The organism is Nostoc sp. (assembly GCF_036917415.1).
In the GTDB taxonomy this organism is placed as follows: Bacteria; Cyanobacteriota; Cyanobacteriia; order Cyanobacteriales; family Nostocaceae; genus Nostoc.
This window is the reverse complement of record NZ_JBALDJ010000125.1, coordinates 1-14,954: the sequence shown is the minus strand read 5'-3', so window position 1 is coordinate 14,954 and position 14,954 is coordinate 1. Positions and strand designations below refer to the sequence as shown.

At 40.8% G+C, this 14,954-nt stretch carries 17 protein-coding genes and 1 pseudogene; 12 read left to right on the top strand and 6 right to left on the bottom strand.

All coding sequences use genetic code 11. The features are described from left to right. Positions 1-175 precede the first annotated feature (175 nt). The 5 genes from V7K41_RS30860 to V7K41_RS30840 all read left to right on the top strand — a co-directional run bounded on the left by V7K41_RS30860 (position 176) and on the right by V7K41_RS30840 (position 6,689). Positions 176-2,290: a TonB-dependent receptor plug domain-containing protein gene (locus V7K41_RS30860; RefSeq protein ID WP_334854316.1), complete on the top strand. Its 2,115-nt coding sequence runs from the start codon at positions 176-178 to the stop codon at positions 2,288-2,290. Between the two features lie 36 nt (positions 2,291-2,326). After that, on the top strand, positions 2,327-3,199 hold the full coding sequence (locus V7K41_RS30855; protein WP_334854315.1) for a (2Fe-2S) ferredoxin domain-containing protein: 873 nt from the start codon (positions 2,327-2,329) through the stop codon (positions 3,197-3,199). A 147-nt stretch (positions 3,200-3,346) separates the two neighbouring features. Beyond that, positions 3,347-4,564, top strand: coding sequence for an ABC transporter substrate-binding protein (locus V7K41_RS30850; protein ID WP_334854314.1), 1,218 nt, complete (start codon positions 3,347-3,349; stop codon positions 4,562-4,564). A gap of 2 nt (positions 4,565-4,566) precedes the next feature. Next, on the top strand, positions 4,567-5,655 hold the full coding sequence (locus tag V7K41_RS30845) for an iron ABC transporter permease (protein ID WP_334854313.1): 1,089 nt from the start codon (positions 4,567-4,569) through the stop codon (positions 5,653-5,655). After that, positions 5,652-6,689 carry an ABC transporter ATP-binding protein gene (locus V7K41_RS30840; RefSeq protein ID WP_334854312.1) on the top strand — a complete coding sequence of 346 codons (1,038 nt, stop codon included), beginning with the start codon at positions 5,652-5,654 and terminating at the stop codon, positions 6,687-6,689. The genes V7K41_RS30845 and V7K41_RS30840 overlap by 4 nt, the downstream gene beginning before the upstream one ends. A 374-nt stretch (positions 6,690-7,063) precedes the next feature. Here V7K41_RS30840 and V7K41_RS30835 read toward each other — a convergent pair whose 3' ends face one another. Further along, positions 7,064-7,201 carry a hypothetical protein gene (locus V7K41_RS30835; protein ID WP_334854311.1) on the bottom strand — a complete coding sequence of 46 codons (138 nt, stop codon included), beginning with the start codon at positions 7,199-7,201 and terminating at the stop codon, positions 7,064-7,066. A gap of 139 nt (positions 7,202-7,340) precedes the next feature. On the opposite strand from V7K41_RS30835, the gene V7K41_RS30830 reads away from it, so the two are divergent. The 5 genes from V7K41_RS30830 (at position 7,341) to V7K41_RS30810 (ending at position 10,918) form a co-directional block, all read left to right on the top strand. Further along, positions 7,341-8,942, top strand: coding sequence for a DEAD/DEAH box helicase (locus tag V7K41_RS30830; protein ID WP_334854310.1), 1,602 nt, complete (start codon positions 7,341-7,343; stop codon positions 8,940-8,942). After that, a complete protein-coding gene (locus V7K41_RS30825) occupies positions 8,872-10,086 on the top strand; it encodes a DUF790 family protein (RefSeq protein ID WP_334854309.1) in 1,215 nt (404 codons plus the stop codon). Before V7K41_RS30830 ends, V7K41_RS30825 begins: the two co-directional genes overlap by 71 nt. A 155-nt stretch (positions 10,087-10,241) precedes the next feature. After that, on the top strand, positions 10,242-10,484 hold the full coding sequence (locus tag V7K41_RS30820; RefSeq protein ID WP_334854308.1) for a hypothetical protein: 243 nt from the start codon (positions 10,242-10,244) through the stop codon (positions 10,482-10,484). Further along, entirely contained in the window at positions 10,465-10,782 is a 318-nt protein-coding gene (locus tag V7K41_RS30815) for a type II toxin-antitoxin system VapC family toxin (RefSeq protein WP_334854307.1), read from the top strand. The genes V7K41_RS30820 and V7K41_RS30815 overlap by 20 nt, the downstream gene beginning before the upstream one ends. Next, entirely contained in the window at positions 10,766-10,918 is a 153-nt protein-coding gene (locus V7K41_RS30810) for a hypothetical protein (protein ID WP_334854306.1), read from the top strand. Before V7K41_RS30815 ends, V7K41_RS30810 begins: the two co-directional genes overlap by 17 nt. A 222-nt stretch (positions 10,919-11,140) precedes the next feature. Here the strand turns inward: V7K41_RS30810 and V7K41_RS30805 are convergent, their stop codons facing one another. Further along, positions 11,141-11,833 carry a PD-(D/E)XK nuclease family protein gene (locus tag V7K41_RS30805; protein ID WP_334854305.1) on the bottom strand — a complete coding sequence of 231 codons (693 nt, stop codon included), beginning with the start codon at positions 11,831-11,833 and terminating at the stop codon, positions 11,141-11,143. A gap of 169 nt (positions 11,834-12,002) precedes the next feature. Here V7K41_RS30805 and V7K41_RS30800 point away from each other — a divergent pair. Next, positions 12,003-12,254 (top strand): annotated as a pseudogene (locus tag V7K41_RS30800) (IS4 family transposase); the annotation flags it as partial. A gap of 409 nt (positions 12,255-12,663) precedes the next feature. Here V7K41_RS30800 and V7K41_RS30795 read toward each other — a convergent pair. Then, entirely contained in the window at positions 12,664-13,203 is a 540-nt protein-coding gene (locus V7K41_RS30795) for a hypothetical protein (RefSeq protein WP_334854304.1), read from the bottom strand. Between the two features lie 384 nt (positions 13,204-13,587). On the opposite strand from V7K41_RS30795, the gene V7K41_RS30790 reads away from it, so the two are divergent. Continuing rightward, a complete protein-coding gene (locus V7K41_RS30790) occupies positions 13,588-13,725 on the top strand; it encodes a hypothetical protein (RefSeq protein WP_334854303.1) in 138 nt (45 codons plus the stop codon). Between the two features lie 141 nt (positions 13,726-13,866). Here the strand turns inward: V7K41_RS30790 and V7K41_RS30785 are convergent, their stop codons facing one another. The 3 genes from V7K41_RS30785 to V7K41_RS30775 all read right to left on the bottom strand — a co-directional run bounded on the left by V7K41_RS30785 (position 13,867) and on the right by V7K41_RS30775 (position 14,933). Further along, positions 13,867-14,010: a hypothetical protein gene (locus tag V7K41_RS30785; protein ID WP_334854302.1), complete on the bottom strand. Its 144-nt coding sequence runs from the start codon at positions 14,008-14,010 to the stop codon at positions 13,867-13,869. Positions 14,011-14,155: 145 nt separating this feature from the next. Next, complete coding sequence (locus V7K41_RS30780; RefSeq protein ID WP_334854301.1) at positions 14,156-14,491, bottom strand: hypothetical protein; 336 nt, start codon at positions 14,489-14,491, stop codon at positions 14,156-14,158. A 109-nt stretch (positions 14,492-14,600) separates the two neighbouring features. Then, a complete protein-coding gene (locus V7K41_RS30775) occupies positions 14,601-14,933 on the bottom strand; it encodes a lysozyme (RefSeq protein ID WP_334854300.1) in 333 nt (110 codons plus the stop codon). Positions 14,934-14,954: the final 21 nt, after the last annotated feature.

Genomic DNA, 14,954 nt, shown 5'->3' with positions numbered 1-14,954 from the left:
GTCTTATAGGAATTTGGGTATCTACAAGGAATACCACAAGGTCTTTTTTGCTATCCAATATAGTATCCAACATGGTTTAGGTATAGTAATGCATTGCAGCAAGCTAGTTAAAGCCTAAATCCCAAAAACTCATATCACAAATAAATACCTGTCTTTACTGAAAACGAGGAGTTTCATGTCCACTTCCCGTGTAATAAATTATTGCGAATTTTTCTTAAAAATCTTCGTTTTTACCGTAATCTATGGGATGGTATGTGGAGGAAATGTAGCCATTGCTAATCAAATTCCACAAATATCTGAGTTTCCCAAGCACCAAGGTTCTGCAAGAGACTTACAACCAGTTGCACAAGTAACACCTGAAAATACTCCAGCATCCACAGAAGAACCAGATATTGAATTAACAGTCATCGACAAGCTATTGAATGAACCCGTTTATTCACCCTTTCGCCGCGAGGGGACAGTAAAAGATTCCACCCGTCCGGTTTACGTGATTACAGGTGAAGAAATAGAAGCGCAGGGTGCTAAAACTGTCAGAGAAGCGCTAAAATTCCTTCCAGGTATCTTGCCTGATGGTACTGTTGGCACAGAAGTAAACGCCTTAAGCGGTCAATTTATCCGAGGTTCTAACTCTGCACAAGTCTTGATTTTGCTTGATGGTAGACCAATTAACGAACTTGGTTCTGGTGGTTTTGACCTTTCAGAATTTACTACCAATATCGTTGAAAGAATCGAAGTATTACCTGGTGGTGGTTCTACCCTTTATGGTTCTGATGCAATTGGAGGGGTGATTAATATTATTACTCGTCGTCCTACAGAAAAAGTGACAACGCAAGCGGGAGTTACTTTTGGTGCATATGGGTTAAATCAGCAGACTATCAACAGTAGCGGAAAAATAGGAGATATTGGTTGGGTTGTAGGTTACAACCGTACCGAAGCTGAAAATAATTATCCTTTTTCTATCCCAGAGGCGAACTTCGAGGGAACCAGGGAAAATAATGATGTTCTCTACAACAACTTTAATGTTAAGTTGTCGGCGAATTTAGGAAAGCGCGATACTCTAACCCTTTCAACCCTATATTTAGGTAAAGACCAAGGAGTACCAGGAGGAGTCCCCATTCCTGAACCATTATTTGGTCAAGGCTATTTTAACTCGTTGACGGATAGCGATCGCAAATACACAGACCAAGTTCTCACTGATTTAATCTGGAACTCAAAATTAGGAGGTGGGGATGATTCACTGCTAACAGCAAGAGTTTACGCAGATTTCCTTAACACTCGTTTTGATAGTCGCAATTCATCCCAAGCACGATATGATAACAGGCAAGCTTCTTATGGATTGCAAGCACAACACAGTTGGAAATTTGCTAATAATCAAACCTTAGTTTATGGCTTTGATTACCGCAATGTCTCAGCTACTAATAGTACATTCGACTTTTCTGTTGATGCAAAAACAGTCACTTACGACGATAGTATTAGTCAAGGAGCGCTATTTGCTAGATATGAAATTAACTTTACCCCTAGTTTCACTGCCAACTTAGGTTTACGCCAGGATTTTAGCAGCTTGACAAATGGCTTTTTTACATCACCGAGCGTAGGAGCAAAATTTGCTCTTACAGATTCTACCACCCTTAGAGCTAATTATATCAAGAATTTCCGTGCGCCGAATCTTTTCAGCTTGTATGCAAATGGTAGTACTTATGTTGGTAATCCTAATCTTCGTCCAGAGAAAGGCGATAGTTATGATATCGGAATTGACCAGAAGCTAGGCAACTTTGGTTTATTGCGCTTGACCTATTTCAACAACACAATATCAGATTTAATCGCCTATAATTTTGCTGTTCCGGTAGCTACTTATGAAAATATTGGTAAAGTTCGTACTACGGGGATTGAAGCAGTTTTCAATTTGCAGTTAGCGAAAAATCTCTATGCTTTTGTTAGTTATACAGCAAATAATCCCCAGATTTTGAGAAGTACAAATTCTGCCGAAGTTGATAAAGAATTACGGTTCGCTGGCGCAGATAGTTTAAATGCAGGACTTTCTTATGAAACTCGTCAAGGCTTATATGCTGGAATACTAATGCATTCTTTGGGTGCATATCCCACAAACAATACTAATACAGAATTTTTGTCTGGTTATACTACTTTTGATTTCAAAATGCGAGTTAATCTCAGTGATACCTTAATATTAACAGGTAGTGTGGATAATATATTTAACCAGAGATACCAATTATTTCCTGGTTATCCCGACGGGGGGAGGGTTTTTCAGGTTGGGTTGAGTTCTACGTTTTGAGGGAAAGAGTTTTTTTCACGCAGAGGAGAGTTTTGAATGACTGAATTTAATTGTTGGGTGACACCAGTAAATAAGGTTGTGATTGAGGCTTTATCTACGGAGGGGTCTATTGAATATGAATATTTTGATTCTAGTACCGATGTTTTGTCGTCGCTACTCTACACTTTATTTCAGCAAAATTGGCAGCAGGTAGGGGTAGGGCATATTGTTCAAGGAGGTGTATTAGAATTAGAATTTAATGCTCCACCCAAAATCTGTATCCTCTATGATGGATATCTCACAGTAGTCACAGAAGGCTGGCATTTGCACCTATGTATAGAGGCTAATTTAGGTGGCCCTCATTGTAAAACTCCTTTGGAATTAAGGCAACAACGTCAAGTAAATCGTGCTGCATTTTATCGACGGTTTAATGCAGAAGGTATCCCTAGAAGTTGGGGAATCGATTTTTGGAATGGTGCAGATGAAAACCTCATGACTATTTTCTTGCCAAATCCGTATGTAGAAGGTGAAAATTTATTACCAGAAGGCAAGCCTAACTTATCAAAGTTAGCTCTTTATGAGGAACTGCGAGATATTTATGTATTGGGAAACAAACCAATACCGTTTACAAAAAATCCATTGAAGCATTCTTATATCTCAGTTTGCACTTCTACTCGCTGTCTTCCTTCACGCAAATGGCAACCCACATTTAATGCTTTAAAATCAGCAGTGGAAAAAGCAGGTGTAGACGTGGAAGTGAGAACATCTGGCTGTTTGGAAGTTTGCCAATTAGGGCCAGTTGTATTTTATTCTGATGATAGGATTTGGTACACTCGCGTTAACTCAAATATAGCTGAAACTATTGTGAATGAACATTTGGTAAAAGGTAACAAAGTTATTGAACACTGCTATCCACCAGATTCCATATAATTTATCATTTTTGAAATCTCACACAAAGATATAAAGCAGTTTTATTAGCATTTTTCTCTGCACGACGCCAGTTGCTACAAAGTGGGGAAACCTCGCAACACACCGACTCCTCTGCTTGATATAAAAATGACATTTCTCCAAAAAACCATGAAATTGGTAAAATTACCTCACTTAAAACCCATTATTTTTTTATGTCAATTCTTTTTAATTGCCACTTTAATTGTTGCTTGTCATAGTACAGCAATTAACACATCTACAAATACCAATAATAACGGCTGTATTCAAAAATATGACCCTAATACTGATTACTTCCCTAATAAAATCAAGATTAATCATGCAACAGGCTTGGCAGTAGAGTATCATAAACACTACAAAATCGTCACTATAAAAAATCCTTGGCAGAATGCCACCACAAAGTTTCAATATGTTTTAGTCCAATGTGGAACTCCCACACCAAAAGGATTTAATCAAATACAGGTAATTACAATTCCCATTAATTCCATAGTTTCTCTATCTACTACTCATTTACCTCATCTAGCAAAATTAGGTGTAGTTGATAAATTGATTGGTATTAGTAATAGTAAACAAGTCAATACTCCTGATGTAGTCAAGAGAATTAAAGCCGGAAAGGTAACACAAATAGGTGATAATTCAAATGTGGATATAGAGAAAGTACTAGAATTAAATCCTGATTTGGTAACAACTTTTGGTACTGGAAATTACCAGACTGATAGTTACACTAAACTCACAGAGGCGGGTTTGAAAGTGGGGATAAATTCTGAATATATGGAAGACACGCCACTGGGGAGAAGCGAATGGTTAAAATTTACTGCTCTGTTTTTTAATAAAGATGAGCAAGCAGAAAAAATATTTAGTGAAATTGCCAATAGATATGAACAAGTCACTCAAAAAGCTAAATCTGTAAAAAATCGTCCAACTGTATTTGTGGGATTCAATTTTAAAGGTACTTGGTTTATGCCTGGTGGGAATAGTTATGTAGCCAAATATCTTGCTGATGCTGGAGGTAACTATCTCTGGAGTGATGATAAATCTTCTGGTAGTCTACCTTTATCTTTTGAAGTTGTTTTGGAACGTGCAGCCAATGCTGACTACTGGTTGAATGTTAGCCAATCTTGGCAGTATTTAAAAGATTTAGTAGCAGAAGATAATCGCTATGCTGATTTTAAGGCTGTGAAAACAGGCAATCTTTACAATAATAATGCCCGTGTTAATGAAAGTGGAGGTAATGATTACTGGGAAGGCGGAATTAGTAACCCAGATATGATTTTATCTGACTTGATTAAAATATTACATCCAGAGATATTATCTAATCATCAGTTATTTTATTACCGCAAACTTATTTAATCATGTTAAACGAAAAATCTAAATTTAAAAACCCCTTATTAAATCAAAAAGCTCCGGCTATAAAAATCATTATTTTCTCAAGTTTACTTACAGGTTTAATATTTGCCTTTTTCTTAGATTTGGCTTTAGGTTCAGTTGATATTCCCCTGAATGAAGTAATAAAAATTTTGTTTGGACAAAAAGCAGAAAAATTGATATGGACTCATATTATTCTCAAATTTCGCCTACCTAAAGCTTTAACTGCAACTTTAGCGGGTGCAGCTTTAGGTGTAAGTGGCTTACAAATGCAAACCCTATTTAAAAATCCCTTAGCTGGGCCTTTTGTATTGGGTATTAGTTCTGGCGCAAGTTTAGGTGTAGCGTTAGTTGTGCTGACAACAAGTGCTACGACACCAACATTATTAGCAGATTTGGGAATCATTAGTGATTTTGGTTTAGTCATAGCAGCAAGTCTCGGTGCTGCATCAGTTTTGGGGATGATGTTAGTTGTTTCTCGCCGAGTACAAGATACGATGACACTACTAATTTTAGGTTTATTGTTTGGTTATGCTACTAGTGCAATTGTTAGTATTTTGTTGCAGTTTAGCTCGAAAGAACGCATTCAAAGTTATATCATGTGGACTTTTGGTAGTTTTGCTGGGGTGACTTGGAGACAGTTAGTTGTTTTAATTCCTGTGATAGTTTTGAGTTTATTAGGAGCAGTGTTGCAATCAAAATCTTTGAATGCACTTTTACTTGGTGAATCTTATGCACGTAGTCTAGGTTTAACAGTGCAAAAAAGCAGATTTTCAATTATTACCAGCGCGTCTATATTAGCAGGAGCAATTACCGCTTTTTGCGGTCCTATCGCATTTTTAGGTGTAGCAATTCCCCATCTATGCCGTAGTCTGTTCAATACTTCCGACCATCGGATATTAATCCCTAGTGTAACAATGATGGGTGCAATCTTAGCATTGTTTGCAGATTTATTTTCCCAACTTGGGGTAAGTCAAATGGTTTTACCTTTAAATGCTGTCACGGCTTTGATAGGAACTCCTGTTGTTACTTGGGTAATCCTGCGGCGTAATTCCCAAAAGTCTTTTCCCTCATGAATGATGCGATTTTAACCATTCACAATTTGACTATTGGTTATAAAACATCCCGAAAAACTGTTCGGTGTGTTGCATCGGATATTTCTGTATCTCTCTTAGCTGGGGAACTTGTTTGCTTACTCGGCCCAAATGGTGCGGGGAAATCTACATTACTGCGATCGCTCGCCGGAATGCAACCCCCAATCGATGGTGAAGTCCGACTCTTAGGCGAAAACATCTATCATTTACAACCACAGAATTTAGCCAAACGTCTGAGTTTGGTACTTACAGAGAAAGTTGATGTAGGAATGCTATCAGCCTACACCTTGGTGAGTTTGGGACGATATCCTTACACTGACTGGTGGGGAAATTTGACACCCGAAGATGAAGCAATAGTACATTGGGCAATCAAGTCTGTGGGAGCAGTACACTTAGCACAATGCCAAGTTAGCGAATTAAGTGACGGTGAACGGCAAAAAATTATGATTGCGCGTGCTTTGGCTCAGTCACCTATTGTTATGTTACTTGATGAGCCAACAGCATTTCTAGATTTACCGCGACGGGTGGAAATTATGCAGTTGTTACGCCAGTTAGCACGGGAAACTAATCAAGCAATTCTCCTTTCTACCCACGATTTAGATTTAGCTTTGCGTCTGGCTGATAAAGTTTGGCTGTTATCAACTAATGGAATTTTACACGTTGGCGCACCGGAAGATTTAGTGTTGAGTGGTGCATTTGCTGATACTTTCTGTAGTGAAGGCGTAGAGTTTGATATTGCTTCCGGGGAATTTCATCTCCACATACCCCACAAAGGAGAAATTCATTTAATAGGTGAGGGTATTGCAACCATGTGGACTATTCGTGCTTTAGAAAGAGTAGGATTTTTAGTTACTCAAAGTGCAAGGTCTTCCACTCTAGAAGACGCTACGCAAACACAAATCTCAGTGGAAGTTATATCAAACTACGAACAAGTTTTATGGCGAATCACAAATAGCAAGACTGTGTACACTCATCATTCATTGTATGAAATGATTAAATGTTTGGATTATTTATAGAAGTATTTTTACTAATTAATAGCCCAACTTTTTGTCGTAATTTACCAAGAGAATTTCGGTTATAACTTAACGGTTCACCATGCACCCACCAACAGGTCAGGAAAAGCAAGGGCGAGTCTCGGTTCTAGATTATTGAACAGCAAAGCTATGTCAATTTAGACAACACAAGTTACAGACCAGCATAAACTCAAAAAAATTAAATCAAGATAGCGGCGACCGATACAATTTTTGCATAAACCCCAACAAATAAGAGTGAATAATTCTACTACAATACCAATTTTAAAGGTATATATCTTGCCTTCTAATTGTGAATTTACCCAAAGAAAAAAAGCTATTAAAGTCAAGCCAGCTATCAATACAATCTGCGGCTGCAATTACAGCCGTTTCAGCAAAAAGCTCTGTCGCTGTTCTTTGTAGGATTCGGCAAAGTTATTGTTGGTTTGCCGATGGGACATTCCTTGACTAATAAACGCATCTAGTTGGGTTTTGTTGGAATTAGTTGGATGAATCATGCACTTTTTGCGTTATTAGTAATCAATAGACTAGTGACTAAAGAAGGGAATAGGGTACAGGTTACAGGGTAGAGATTATTCCCGATCACCTATCACCTGTCACCTCTGCCCTAATTCCAATGCCCAATACCCAATAATCATGGCTCGTACCCCTACATTAAATTTTGATCGTGGCACATTAATTTTGCATCCACCACCACGCGGCAAAGGTTGGATGGACTATGCTACGTGGGATGATAGAGTTGAAAAATTCCGCATCCCAGCAATTAGATACCGATCGCTAGTGGAAGCACTACAGGCGGAAGATGTTAATTTTATCGATGAGGCAAAGGAATTTTATCCTGTAGATTTGGTTCCCACTCTGGAAATGGAACCCTATCCTCACCAGACTGAGGCGTTAGCGGCTTGGAAACTGGCGGGTAGACAAGGGGTGGTTGTACTTCCTACGGCGGCAGGAAAGACTTATTTGGCGCAAATGGCGATGCAGTCAACGCCACGCACGACGCTGATTGTAGTGCCAACTTTGGATTTGATGCATCAGTGGTATGCACATTTAGTAGCGGCTTTCCCCGATGCTGAGGTGGGATTGCTAGGAGGTGGTTCGCGGGATAGAACAGCTATCTTAGTTGCAACTTATGATAGTGCCGCAATTCATGCTGAGACGTTAGGAAATCAATATGCGTTGATTGTTTTTGATGAATGTCATCATTTACCGACAGATTTTAATCGGGTAATTGCTGAATATGCGATCGCACCTTATCGCCTGGGACTCTCCGCGACACCGGAACGCACCGATGGTAAACACGCTGACTTAAATATCCTCATTGGTCAAGAAGTATATCGCAAACGCGCTGAAGATTTGGCGGGTAAAGCGTTAGCAGAACATGAAATTGTTCAAATTAAGGTTAAGTTATCGCAACTTGAACGGGAAAGATATAACCAGTTAATTCAAACTCGCAACGACTTTTTGAAGCAATCAAAGATTTCTTTGGGGAGTCTGCAAGGTTGGCAAATGTTTGTGCAAATGAGTGCGCGATCGCAATCTGGACGTAGGGCGATGTTAGCGCATCGAGAAGCGAAAGATATCGCTTTGGGTACTGATGGGAAGTTGCGGATTTTGGTTAATTTATTAGCAGAACATTATCCGGCAAGAATTTTGATTTTTACTGCGGATAATGCCACGGTTTACCGCATTTCTCAAGAGTTGCTAATTCCGGCAATTACTCATCAAACTCCTGTGAAGGAACGGCATGAGATATTAACAAACTTTCGAGAGGGTAAATATAATACTTTGGCTGCTTCTCATGTGTTGAATGAAGGGGTTGATGTACCTGCGGCTTCTGTGGCAATTATTTTATCGGGAACAGGTTCGGCTAGGGAGTATACTCAGCGATTGGGGAGGGTTTTACGGAAGGGGAATATTGAGAATAAGCAGGCGATTTTATATGAGGTGGTGGCGGAGGATACGAGTGAGGAGGGGACTTCGGCGCGGCGAAGGGGGGAGAGGAGAGACGAACCGCAGAGGCGCGGAGGACGCAGAGAGGAAGAAGAGAGGAAAGGTAAGTTACAGGTTGTGTATGGGAGTGGGAAGGAACGGAGTTTGAGGGCTGCGGAACAGTTAGAAATTAATTATTCAACCGGAAGTTCAAAATCTAAAATTCAAAATTCAGATGTTACCGACAGATTTACTGATGCATCGCCAAAACGGGGAGGAGATTATTCCGAAGAGACTGAAGATTGATCAAAAAACTTCGGAGTTGGCGATTGAGTTAATTAATTATTTTCAATCAGCAGTAGGGAAAACTCAGGGTGTGCTTGAGCGACAACTGACTGATTTTGAAGGAGATTCTACAGATTATCGGGTGAAGCGGGGATTAGCTTATATTCTCAAAAGCAGTTTTGGCACTTTTGAGGTGGTTAGTCCTCTGGAACCACAAATGTTAAGAGAACGGGTGTTTTCTTTGGCTGCAAAGTCTGTTTCTAGTCGAGAATCAACACAAGTTACTCTGAGTAAAGTTGCTGATGAGTTAACTCAAGAACTTGAGCGGGAAGTTTTATTGGAACAGGTTCGTAATGGACTATATGCTGATTTATCTGAAAATAAGATTTTGACTGTTTTTGATGCACCAACAGCGCCAGATTTGTTAAATAGATATAACTTATCTCAGGTGCAGGGTGTGTTTTATAAGGCCAGTCAATTGGTGTTAAATGCTCATCGTAATGTTCCAGGAGAATATAAGCTGTTATTTCGCTATTTAAAGTTGTTTCAATTGATGGCTTATATTGAGGGTGATGCTGACCACGGGTTTACAATTACGATAGATGGTCCGACGAGTTTGTTTAATTCTAGTACACGATATGGGTTAGCGATCGCTAAACTGATTCCGGCTTTACTTCACGTTACTAAATGGAGTCTTTCTTCGATTCTCCAATCTCGTGACGCTTATACAAATACTTGGAAAACTGGACGTTTTACTCTCAATTCTGAATGTGGTTTAGTATCCCACTATCCACCAGGTAAGCCCTACGATAGTATGTTAGAAGCATCTTTTGCTGATAAATGGGATGCGTTGAAAAGTGGTTGGGCGTTAGAGCGAGAAGTTGATTTGATCCCAATTCCTGGTAGCGTAATGATTCCTGATTTTCGCTTGGTGCATCCTGATGGACGCACCTTCTTGTTAGAAATTGTTGGTTATTGGCGACCTGAATATTTACAAAAGAAGTTTTCTCAGGTGCGGCGGGCTGGACGTGATGACTTGATTTTGGCAATTTCTGAGCGACTTAATTTAGAAAAAGCGGGAGTAAAATTAAATGATGTCCCCGCCAGAATTGTTTGGTTTAAAGATAAGTTATTGCCGAAAGCTGTGTTAGCTGTAATGGATTGAACAAGGGGACTGGGGACTGGGTACTGGGTACTGGGGAGGAAAGAAGAAGTTTTCATTCTTCTCCTTGCTATTTGCCCCTCTGCATCTTCAGCCTAATCCCTAGTCCCTAATCCCCAGTCCCCAATCCCTAGTCACTTTGAACAAGGAGAAATGAGATGAAAAGTATAGAAACAATTGCCACAGTTACCAAAGATGGTAAAATTACAGCGCAATTACCATTGGATATTCCAGAGGGTGAGCATCAGGTGGTAATAGTAATTGATGAAAAGCCTTTGGCACAGAAAGCAGAAAGTAAGGAAAAGCGTCCTCCTCTAAACTTTCCTGTGCATAATTGTGGACTTTGGCCTGAGAATCTTTCTCTAAGACGTGAGGATATGTATGGTGATTGGGGACGCTAACTCTGTATTTCTGGACACGAACATCTTGGTGTACGCTAGCCAAATTCAGTCGCCATTTCACCAAGCTGCTATTGAGGCTATCCAAGGTTTTTATGATGCAGGGGTTGATTTGTGGATTAGCCGACAAGTGTTGCGGGAATATTTGGCTACCCTTACACGTCCGCAACAATTTACCAACCCACTACCCATTGCAATAGTAATTCAGGATCTCCGCTATTTCTATAACCGCTTTCGGGTCGCTGAAGATAATTCTCAGGTAGACAGAAAGGCTACTGACGCTCATGGAGGAAATTTTTAGCGGTGGTAAGCAAGTTCATGATGCAAATATTGTTGCCACGATGCTAGTTTATGGCATTCCTCAGTTACTCACTCACAACACAAGTGATTTTGCTAGATTTTCGGGATTAATTACTGTCTTGCCATTACAAGGTTAGATTGCTTGTTGTTACTACTTTAGGACTTACACACAGGTAACGGAAAACGAACCACAGAGAAGCCAGTGCGTTGGGCGGGTTCCCCGACTTGAAGCAACTGGCGCGACGCAGAGGTCACGGAGAAATGACAGTTTGAGAGGGTTTTTGCGTAAGTCCTATACTTGTGAAAATTTACTTCACGTTACGAAATGCAGTCTTTCGGTAATTGTCCAATCTCACTGATTAACCCCAAACACTTCTGCGTTCCCAATATTGGGCAACTCTTTCTTCCCACTGCTCCCAGTAATCTTTAATGACTGCTGATTCAAACCAAAATACCTCAGCTGGCATTTCTGGAATCGCTACTACCAACAGAGCGTGCTTTAGCTGAATGCCATAATCTCGATAATACTCGTTAGCTGCTCCTATGTATGCCGTAAGTTGCAGTGGATGTTCATATAAATACTCAATTGAGCCTTTGGGTTTGTCTGCTGTTTTCCACTCGCAAATACAGGGAATACCTTGATAGCTGGCAATACAATCAACTTTGCCAGAATAACTCAAATTATGATGGAAAACTGAGCCTTCCACAAGTCTAACTGTGTCGATTTCTTCTAAAACTGGCTTGATACTCTCCCAATAAGGACGACTCGCTTCGGGACAAACAGGGTTTTGTCCAAGGAGGTAGCGCTCAATTTGTTTGTGTGTTTGGGTTCCCCGACGACTAGCAGATGTAGTAATGCGGGTAGCTTCTTCTGTACCAACACGCGCTTTCCAGTTTAATAATCTGTCTCGGTCTGCTTGTGACTTGGTGGCATTAAGTATTGTAGTCACGCTAGGAAAGCGATTTCCCTTGGCATCTACATAATATTGTTTACCATTTTCTCTTTTGGATGTGGCATTAATGCGTGGTAGCAGTTGGGTATCAAATTGCATCAGTTGGTGTGTTGACTTTAATGTGTGTGATATATTTCCGAAATAGACAGAACTGCATTTGTATTTCCCAGTATCAATACCTTCGCCAAAAAAAGAGTATCAAGAGATAGGGCTGCCGTAGTAGAGTTATTGTCTCTCATAACGACAACTCAAACAATACAAGCAGCTCATGCCCGATATCTTATCACTGTTACAATGCCTGCTACCGCAGACCAACGCTACAACCATGCGGCAATTGAACCAAATAATCCTGGCGATGTTAGCGATGAGCGGGCGAGTCACGATGCCCTTGAATCTCTCGCCCTTGCAGGCGTTGGTGGTAGTTATCGGACGATGCCCTTGATTTTTTCATACAGTAATACCTTGGGCGACGTTGTTTTGGCTATTTTTTCGCAAGCATTTGTTCCGTGCGGATGAGGTGTAAGCTATTCCACTTCTAATGTGCATAAAATAGTAATGAGATAAAATCGTGCATTTTCGATTATGCCAGCGAAAAGTTATTTAATACCATTTTTAGATTAAGACGCATAAAAATAACCCCATCGCTTGTAGCACATCCCCTGTTGAGGAGAGGTTGGGAGGGGTATACAGCATTTCCGGCTGTTATGAGGTACAGTAGCAGCAATTAGCAAACCAGTTTCTTAAATGTTGAGGATTTATTAAGTCAAGTGCAACTGAAATTATTCGATCTAGGGATTTCTTATTTTCCTCTGCTTAGAGTGATGAAAGAGCATTAAAGCCGTGACACCAAATTTCACCCGCTTGGTGGGGTTCACCGAACCCTTGCACACGAGCGATCGCAAGATATGGTTCGGGTCGTCAGGAGAACATCAACTTGCAGGGAACTGTGCTAGGAGGTCTTTGCCGTCAATAATGGTACTAGTGAAGGTGAAACTATGGTTAGTTTTGTAGCGTAGGTCTGATTTAATGATAGCCATGAACTCACGATGTCCCTGTTTTGTCCTGCCTACTTGACAGCCAGCGCTCCATCTTCCTATATCGGACTTAGGGTTATCACCTCCCCAATGTTGGTTAATGCCAAAAGAACCTGAGTCTATAGAGTTGCCTTTATCGCGGCTGCCTGAACGATTTGCATCGCGATGGACGGTGACCGAACCACCAGTTTGCACAAGAGCTTCATGAGGACAAGCCTGTCCGTGAGTTCCTACCTGCCATGCGGTGTATTGCCCGAAGGCGATAATTGCCGCACCCTTGGTGTTCAAGGGATTGTACGTATAGTACTTACCTGGGTTTGTTGTGGCTTCCCAACAACCAATCATTTTAGGCTTGCCGTCTTTAAACTCAATCACGATGCGGAGGTCGTTCCAGACATTGAGGGCGTTGTCATTGAGCGTTCCGTCCGGATTCATGCCTTCGATGTAGATAATATTCTTGTATCCAGGTTCTTTGTCAATTTTGTAGCCCTTCTTCTGGCAATAGGCAACGATTTTCTCTTCTAGAGTTTTAGGCTTGGTCGGGACTGTTGCGATTTTGCAGCCGTCAATCTGGACATGCCCACCATAGATAAACCAAATGTGCCGATTTAGAACTGGAGCCTTGAGCATAACTCGGAGATGGTGAGCGTCTGCGATCGCCACCTCGGTAATTTCCAACTGTCTCCCCGCTTTGACACTGGTTTTTCCCGATGCCTCGAGCTTGTTGGAGGGCAATGAGCAGTTTTTAAATACCGAGTCAGAAGTCACTTTGAGATTAAACTGCCCCTGCTCGGTCTGGTCATCTTTGAGTCCTATCGCTTGCAGAAAGTACAAAATTGCCGCACAACCAGCAGCCGAATCAATAGTCTTGGTGTGATTAGTCCCAGCCCAAACAAACGGCGTAATTCCCTGGCTATCTTTGCCCTGGAAGTCGTTGCACGCATCGAAGGCGAATAAGCGAGCTGGGAGCTTTGGTGGTATCTGTTCGCCCTGAATCTTACTCAGCTTGTGCGTGATTTGATCGAAGAATTGCGTAGAACCCTGGAAATCCGTCTTAGCGTGTAAGATTCCTGCCCAATACCAAGGTAAGTTGGGATACTACCACTCGATTTTCTCGTAAAAGCCGCGATCGTAATACAGCTTCTCAGCAATTTTTTCTAACTCTGGCAAGAGATTTGATTGCACCTTGCAGCCTTGCCATAGTTCTGTATATTTTTCTTCAATAGATACAATATTAGCCATTTTTATGATGCTTGCTTGTAACTGTTCATAGATAAGTAAGGAACGGCAAAATTTTGTTATCCTAAAAACGCCTTGGAGCTTTACTTTTCAATAATCGCCAAAAGCTTGAACACGCAAAACTTGCATCCGCTTTTAAAAAGTCCAGCTATGAGTCGTTTGAAGTATGGCTTGCTGTGTACAAGTTCCAATCTGGATTTCTTGGCTGTTGATTGCTCAGGTCTTCATGCTCCGTTTCTTGATATTTAATGCCTTGATTTTTAACCTGTTCTATGCGTTGGCAGAGGCTATAGATGATTGTAGGGTCGCGGATGATTTCAGTTAGGATGCGCGCTTCATTAAAGTCTCTGGCATCGCTTCTTAAGTCACGCAACACCAAATCGATTAGCTCAGAACTCATTTCTATTTCCAAAGAAATGCTAATCGCAACATCTTGCCCCATTTTGTCTACGTTGAGCGAATACTTTTTGCTGTTACGAATCATAATTGTGTCCTGCGGTAAGTGCCTTCATTTTCTGTCTACTGAAGCAGATTGATTGTGATTCTCTACTGTTTACGCTAACTTAATTCCTCAAACTTTAAATGCTAAACCATTAGGGGTGGGGTTTCAGGAATAGGTCAGCTTCAGCTTCTCTTCGTTTCCTAAGTCCTTGCTCAACATTTGATCCAGGATTGCGATACTTGATGAAAGTTTCGCGGATATTAGCCCAATCACGATTCTTTAAGACTCTAGTCATTGACTCAAAATTAGAGGCGCCGTAAAATTTACTCCCCAAGTTGTAGCCAAAGCTGAGTAAGGCACCTTTTGATGAGGGTTGAGTTCGCCCCAGCAAGGTATTTTCATTAAATCGGGTAAGTAGGTGGTTATAATTAAATATAAGATAGAGAAGGTCTAAAAAACAGGTTCTACGAGATGTCTGCTCCATTGCGAGTTAAATTAACAGATT

Excerpts from the sequence above, each read along its gene's own strand:
- V7K41_RS30830 (WP_334854310.1), top strand. The coding sequence starts at position 7,341 with ATGGCTCGTACCCCTACATTAAATTTTGATCGTGGCACATTAATTTTG.
- V7K41_RS30835 (WP_334854311.1), bottom strand. The coding sequence starts at position 7,201 with ATGATTCATCCAACTAATTCCAACAAAACCCAACTAGATGCGTTTATT.
- V7K41_RS30785 (WP_334854302.1), bottom strand. The coding sequence starts at position 14,010 with ATGGCTAATATTGTATCTATTGAAGAAAAATATACAGAACTATGGCAA.
- V7K41_RS30840 (WP_334854312.1), top strand. The coding sequence starts at position 5,652 with ATGAATGATGCGATTTTAACCATTCACAATTTGACTATTGGTTATAAA.
- V7K41_RS30775 (WP_334854300.1), bottom strand. The coding sequence starts at position 14,933 with ATGGAGCAGACATCTCGTAGAACCTGTTTTTTAGACCTTCTCTATCTT.
- V7K41_RS30860 (WP_334854316.1), top strand. The coding sequence starts at position 176 with ATGTCCACTTCCCGTGTAATAAATTATTGCGAATTTTTCTTAAAAATC.
- V7K41_RS30805 (WP_334854305.1), bottom strand. The coding sequence starts at position 11,833 with ATGCAATTTGATACCCAACTGCTACCACGCATTAATGCCACATCCAAA.
- V7K41_RS30825 (WP_334854309.1), top strand. The coding sequence starts at position 8,872 with ATGTTACCGACAGATTTACTGATGCATCGCCAAAACGGGGAGGAGATT.
- V7K41_RS30810 (WP_334854306.1), top strand. The coding sequence starts at position 10,766 with ATGGAGGAAATTTTTAGCGGTGGTAAGCAAGTTCATGATGCAAATATT.
- V7K41_RS30820 (WP_334854308.1), top strand. The coding sequence starts at position 10,242 with ATGAAAAGTATAGAAACAATTGCCACAGTTACCAAAGATGGTAAAATT.
- V7K41_RS30795 (WP_334854304.1), bottom strand. The coding sequence starts at position 13,203 with ATGAATCCGGACGGAACGCTCAATGACAACGCCCTCAATGTCTGGAAC.
- V7K41_RS30780 (WP_334854301.1), bottom strand. The coding sequence starts at position 14,491 with ATGATTCGTAACAGCAAAAAGTATTCGCTCAACGTAGACAAAATGGGG.
- V7K41_RS30855 (WP_334854315.1), top strand. The coding sequence starts at position 2,327 with ATGACTGAATTTAATTGTTGGGTGACACCAGTAAATAAGGTTGTGATT.
- V7K41_RS30815 (WP_334854307.1), top strand. The coding sequence starts at position 10,465 with ATGGTGATTGGGGACGCTAACTCTGTATTTCTGGACACGAACATCTTG.
- V7K41_RS30845 (WP_334854313.1), top strand. The coding sequence starts at position 4,567 with ATGTTAAACGAAAAATCTAAATTTAAAAACCCCTTATTAAATCAAAAA.
- V7K41_RS30850 (WP_334854314.1), top strand. The coding sequence starts at position 3,347 with ATGAAATTGGTAAAATTACCTCACTTAAAACCCATTATTTTTTTATGT.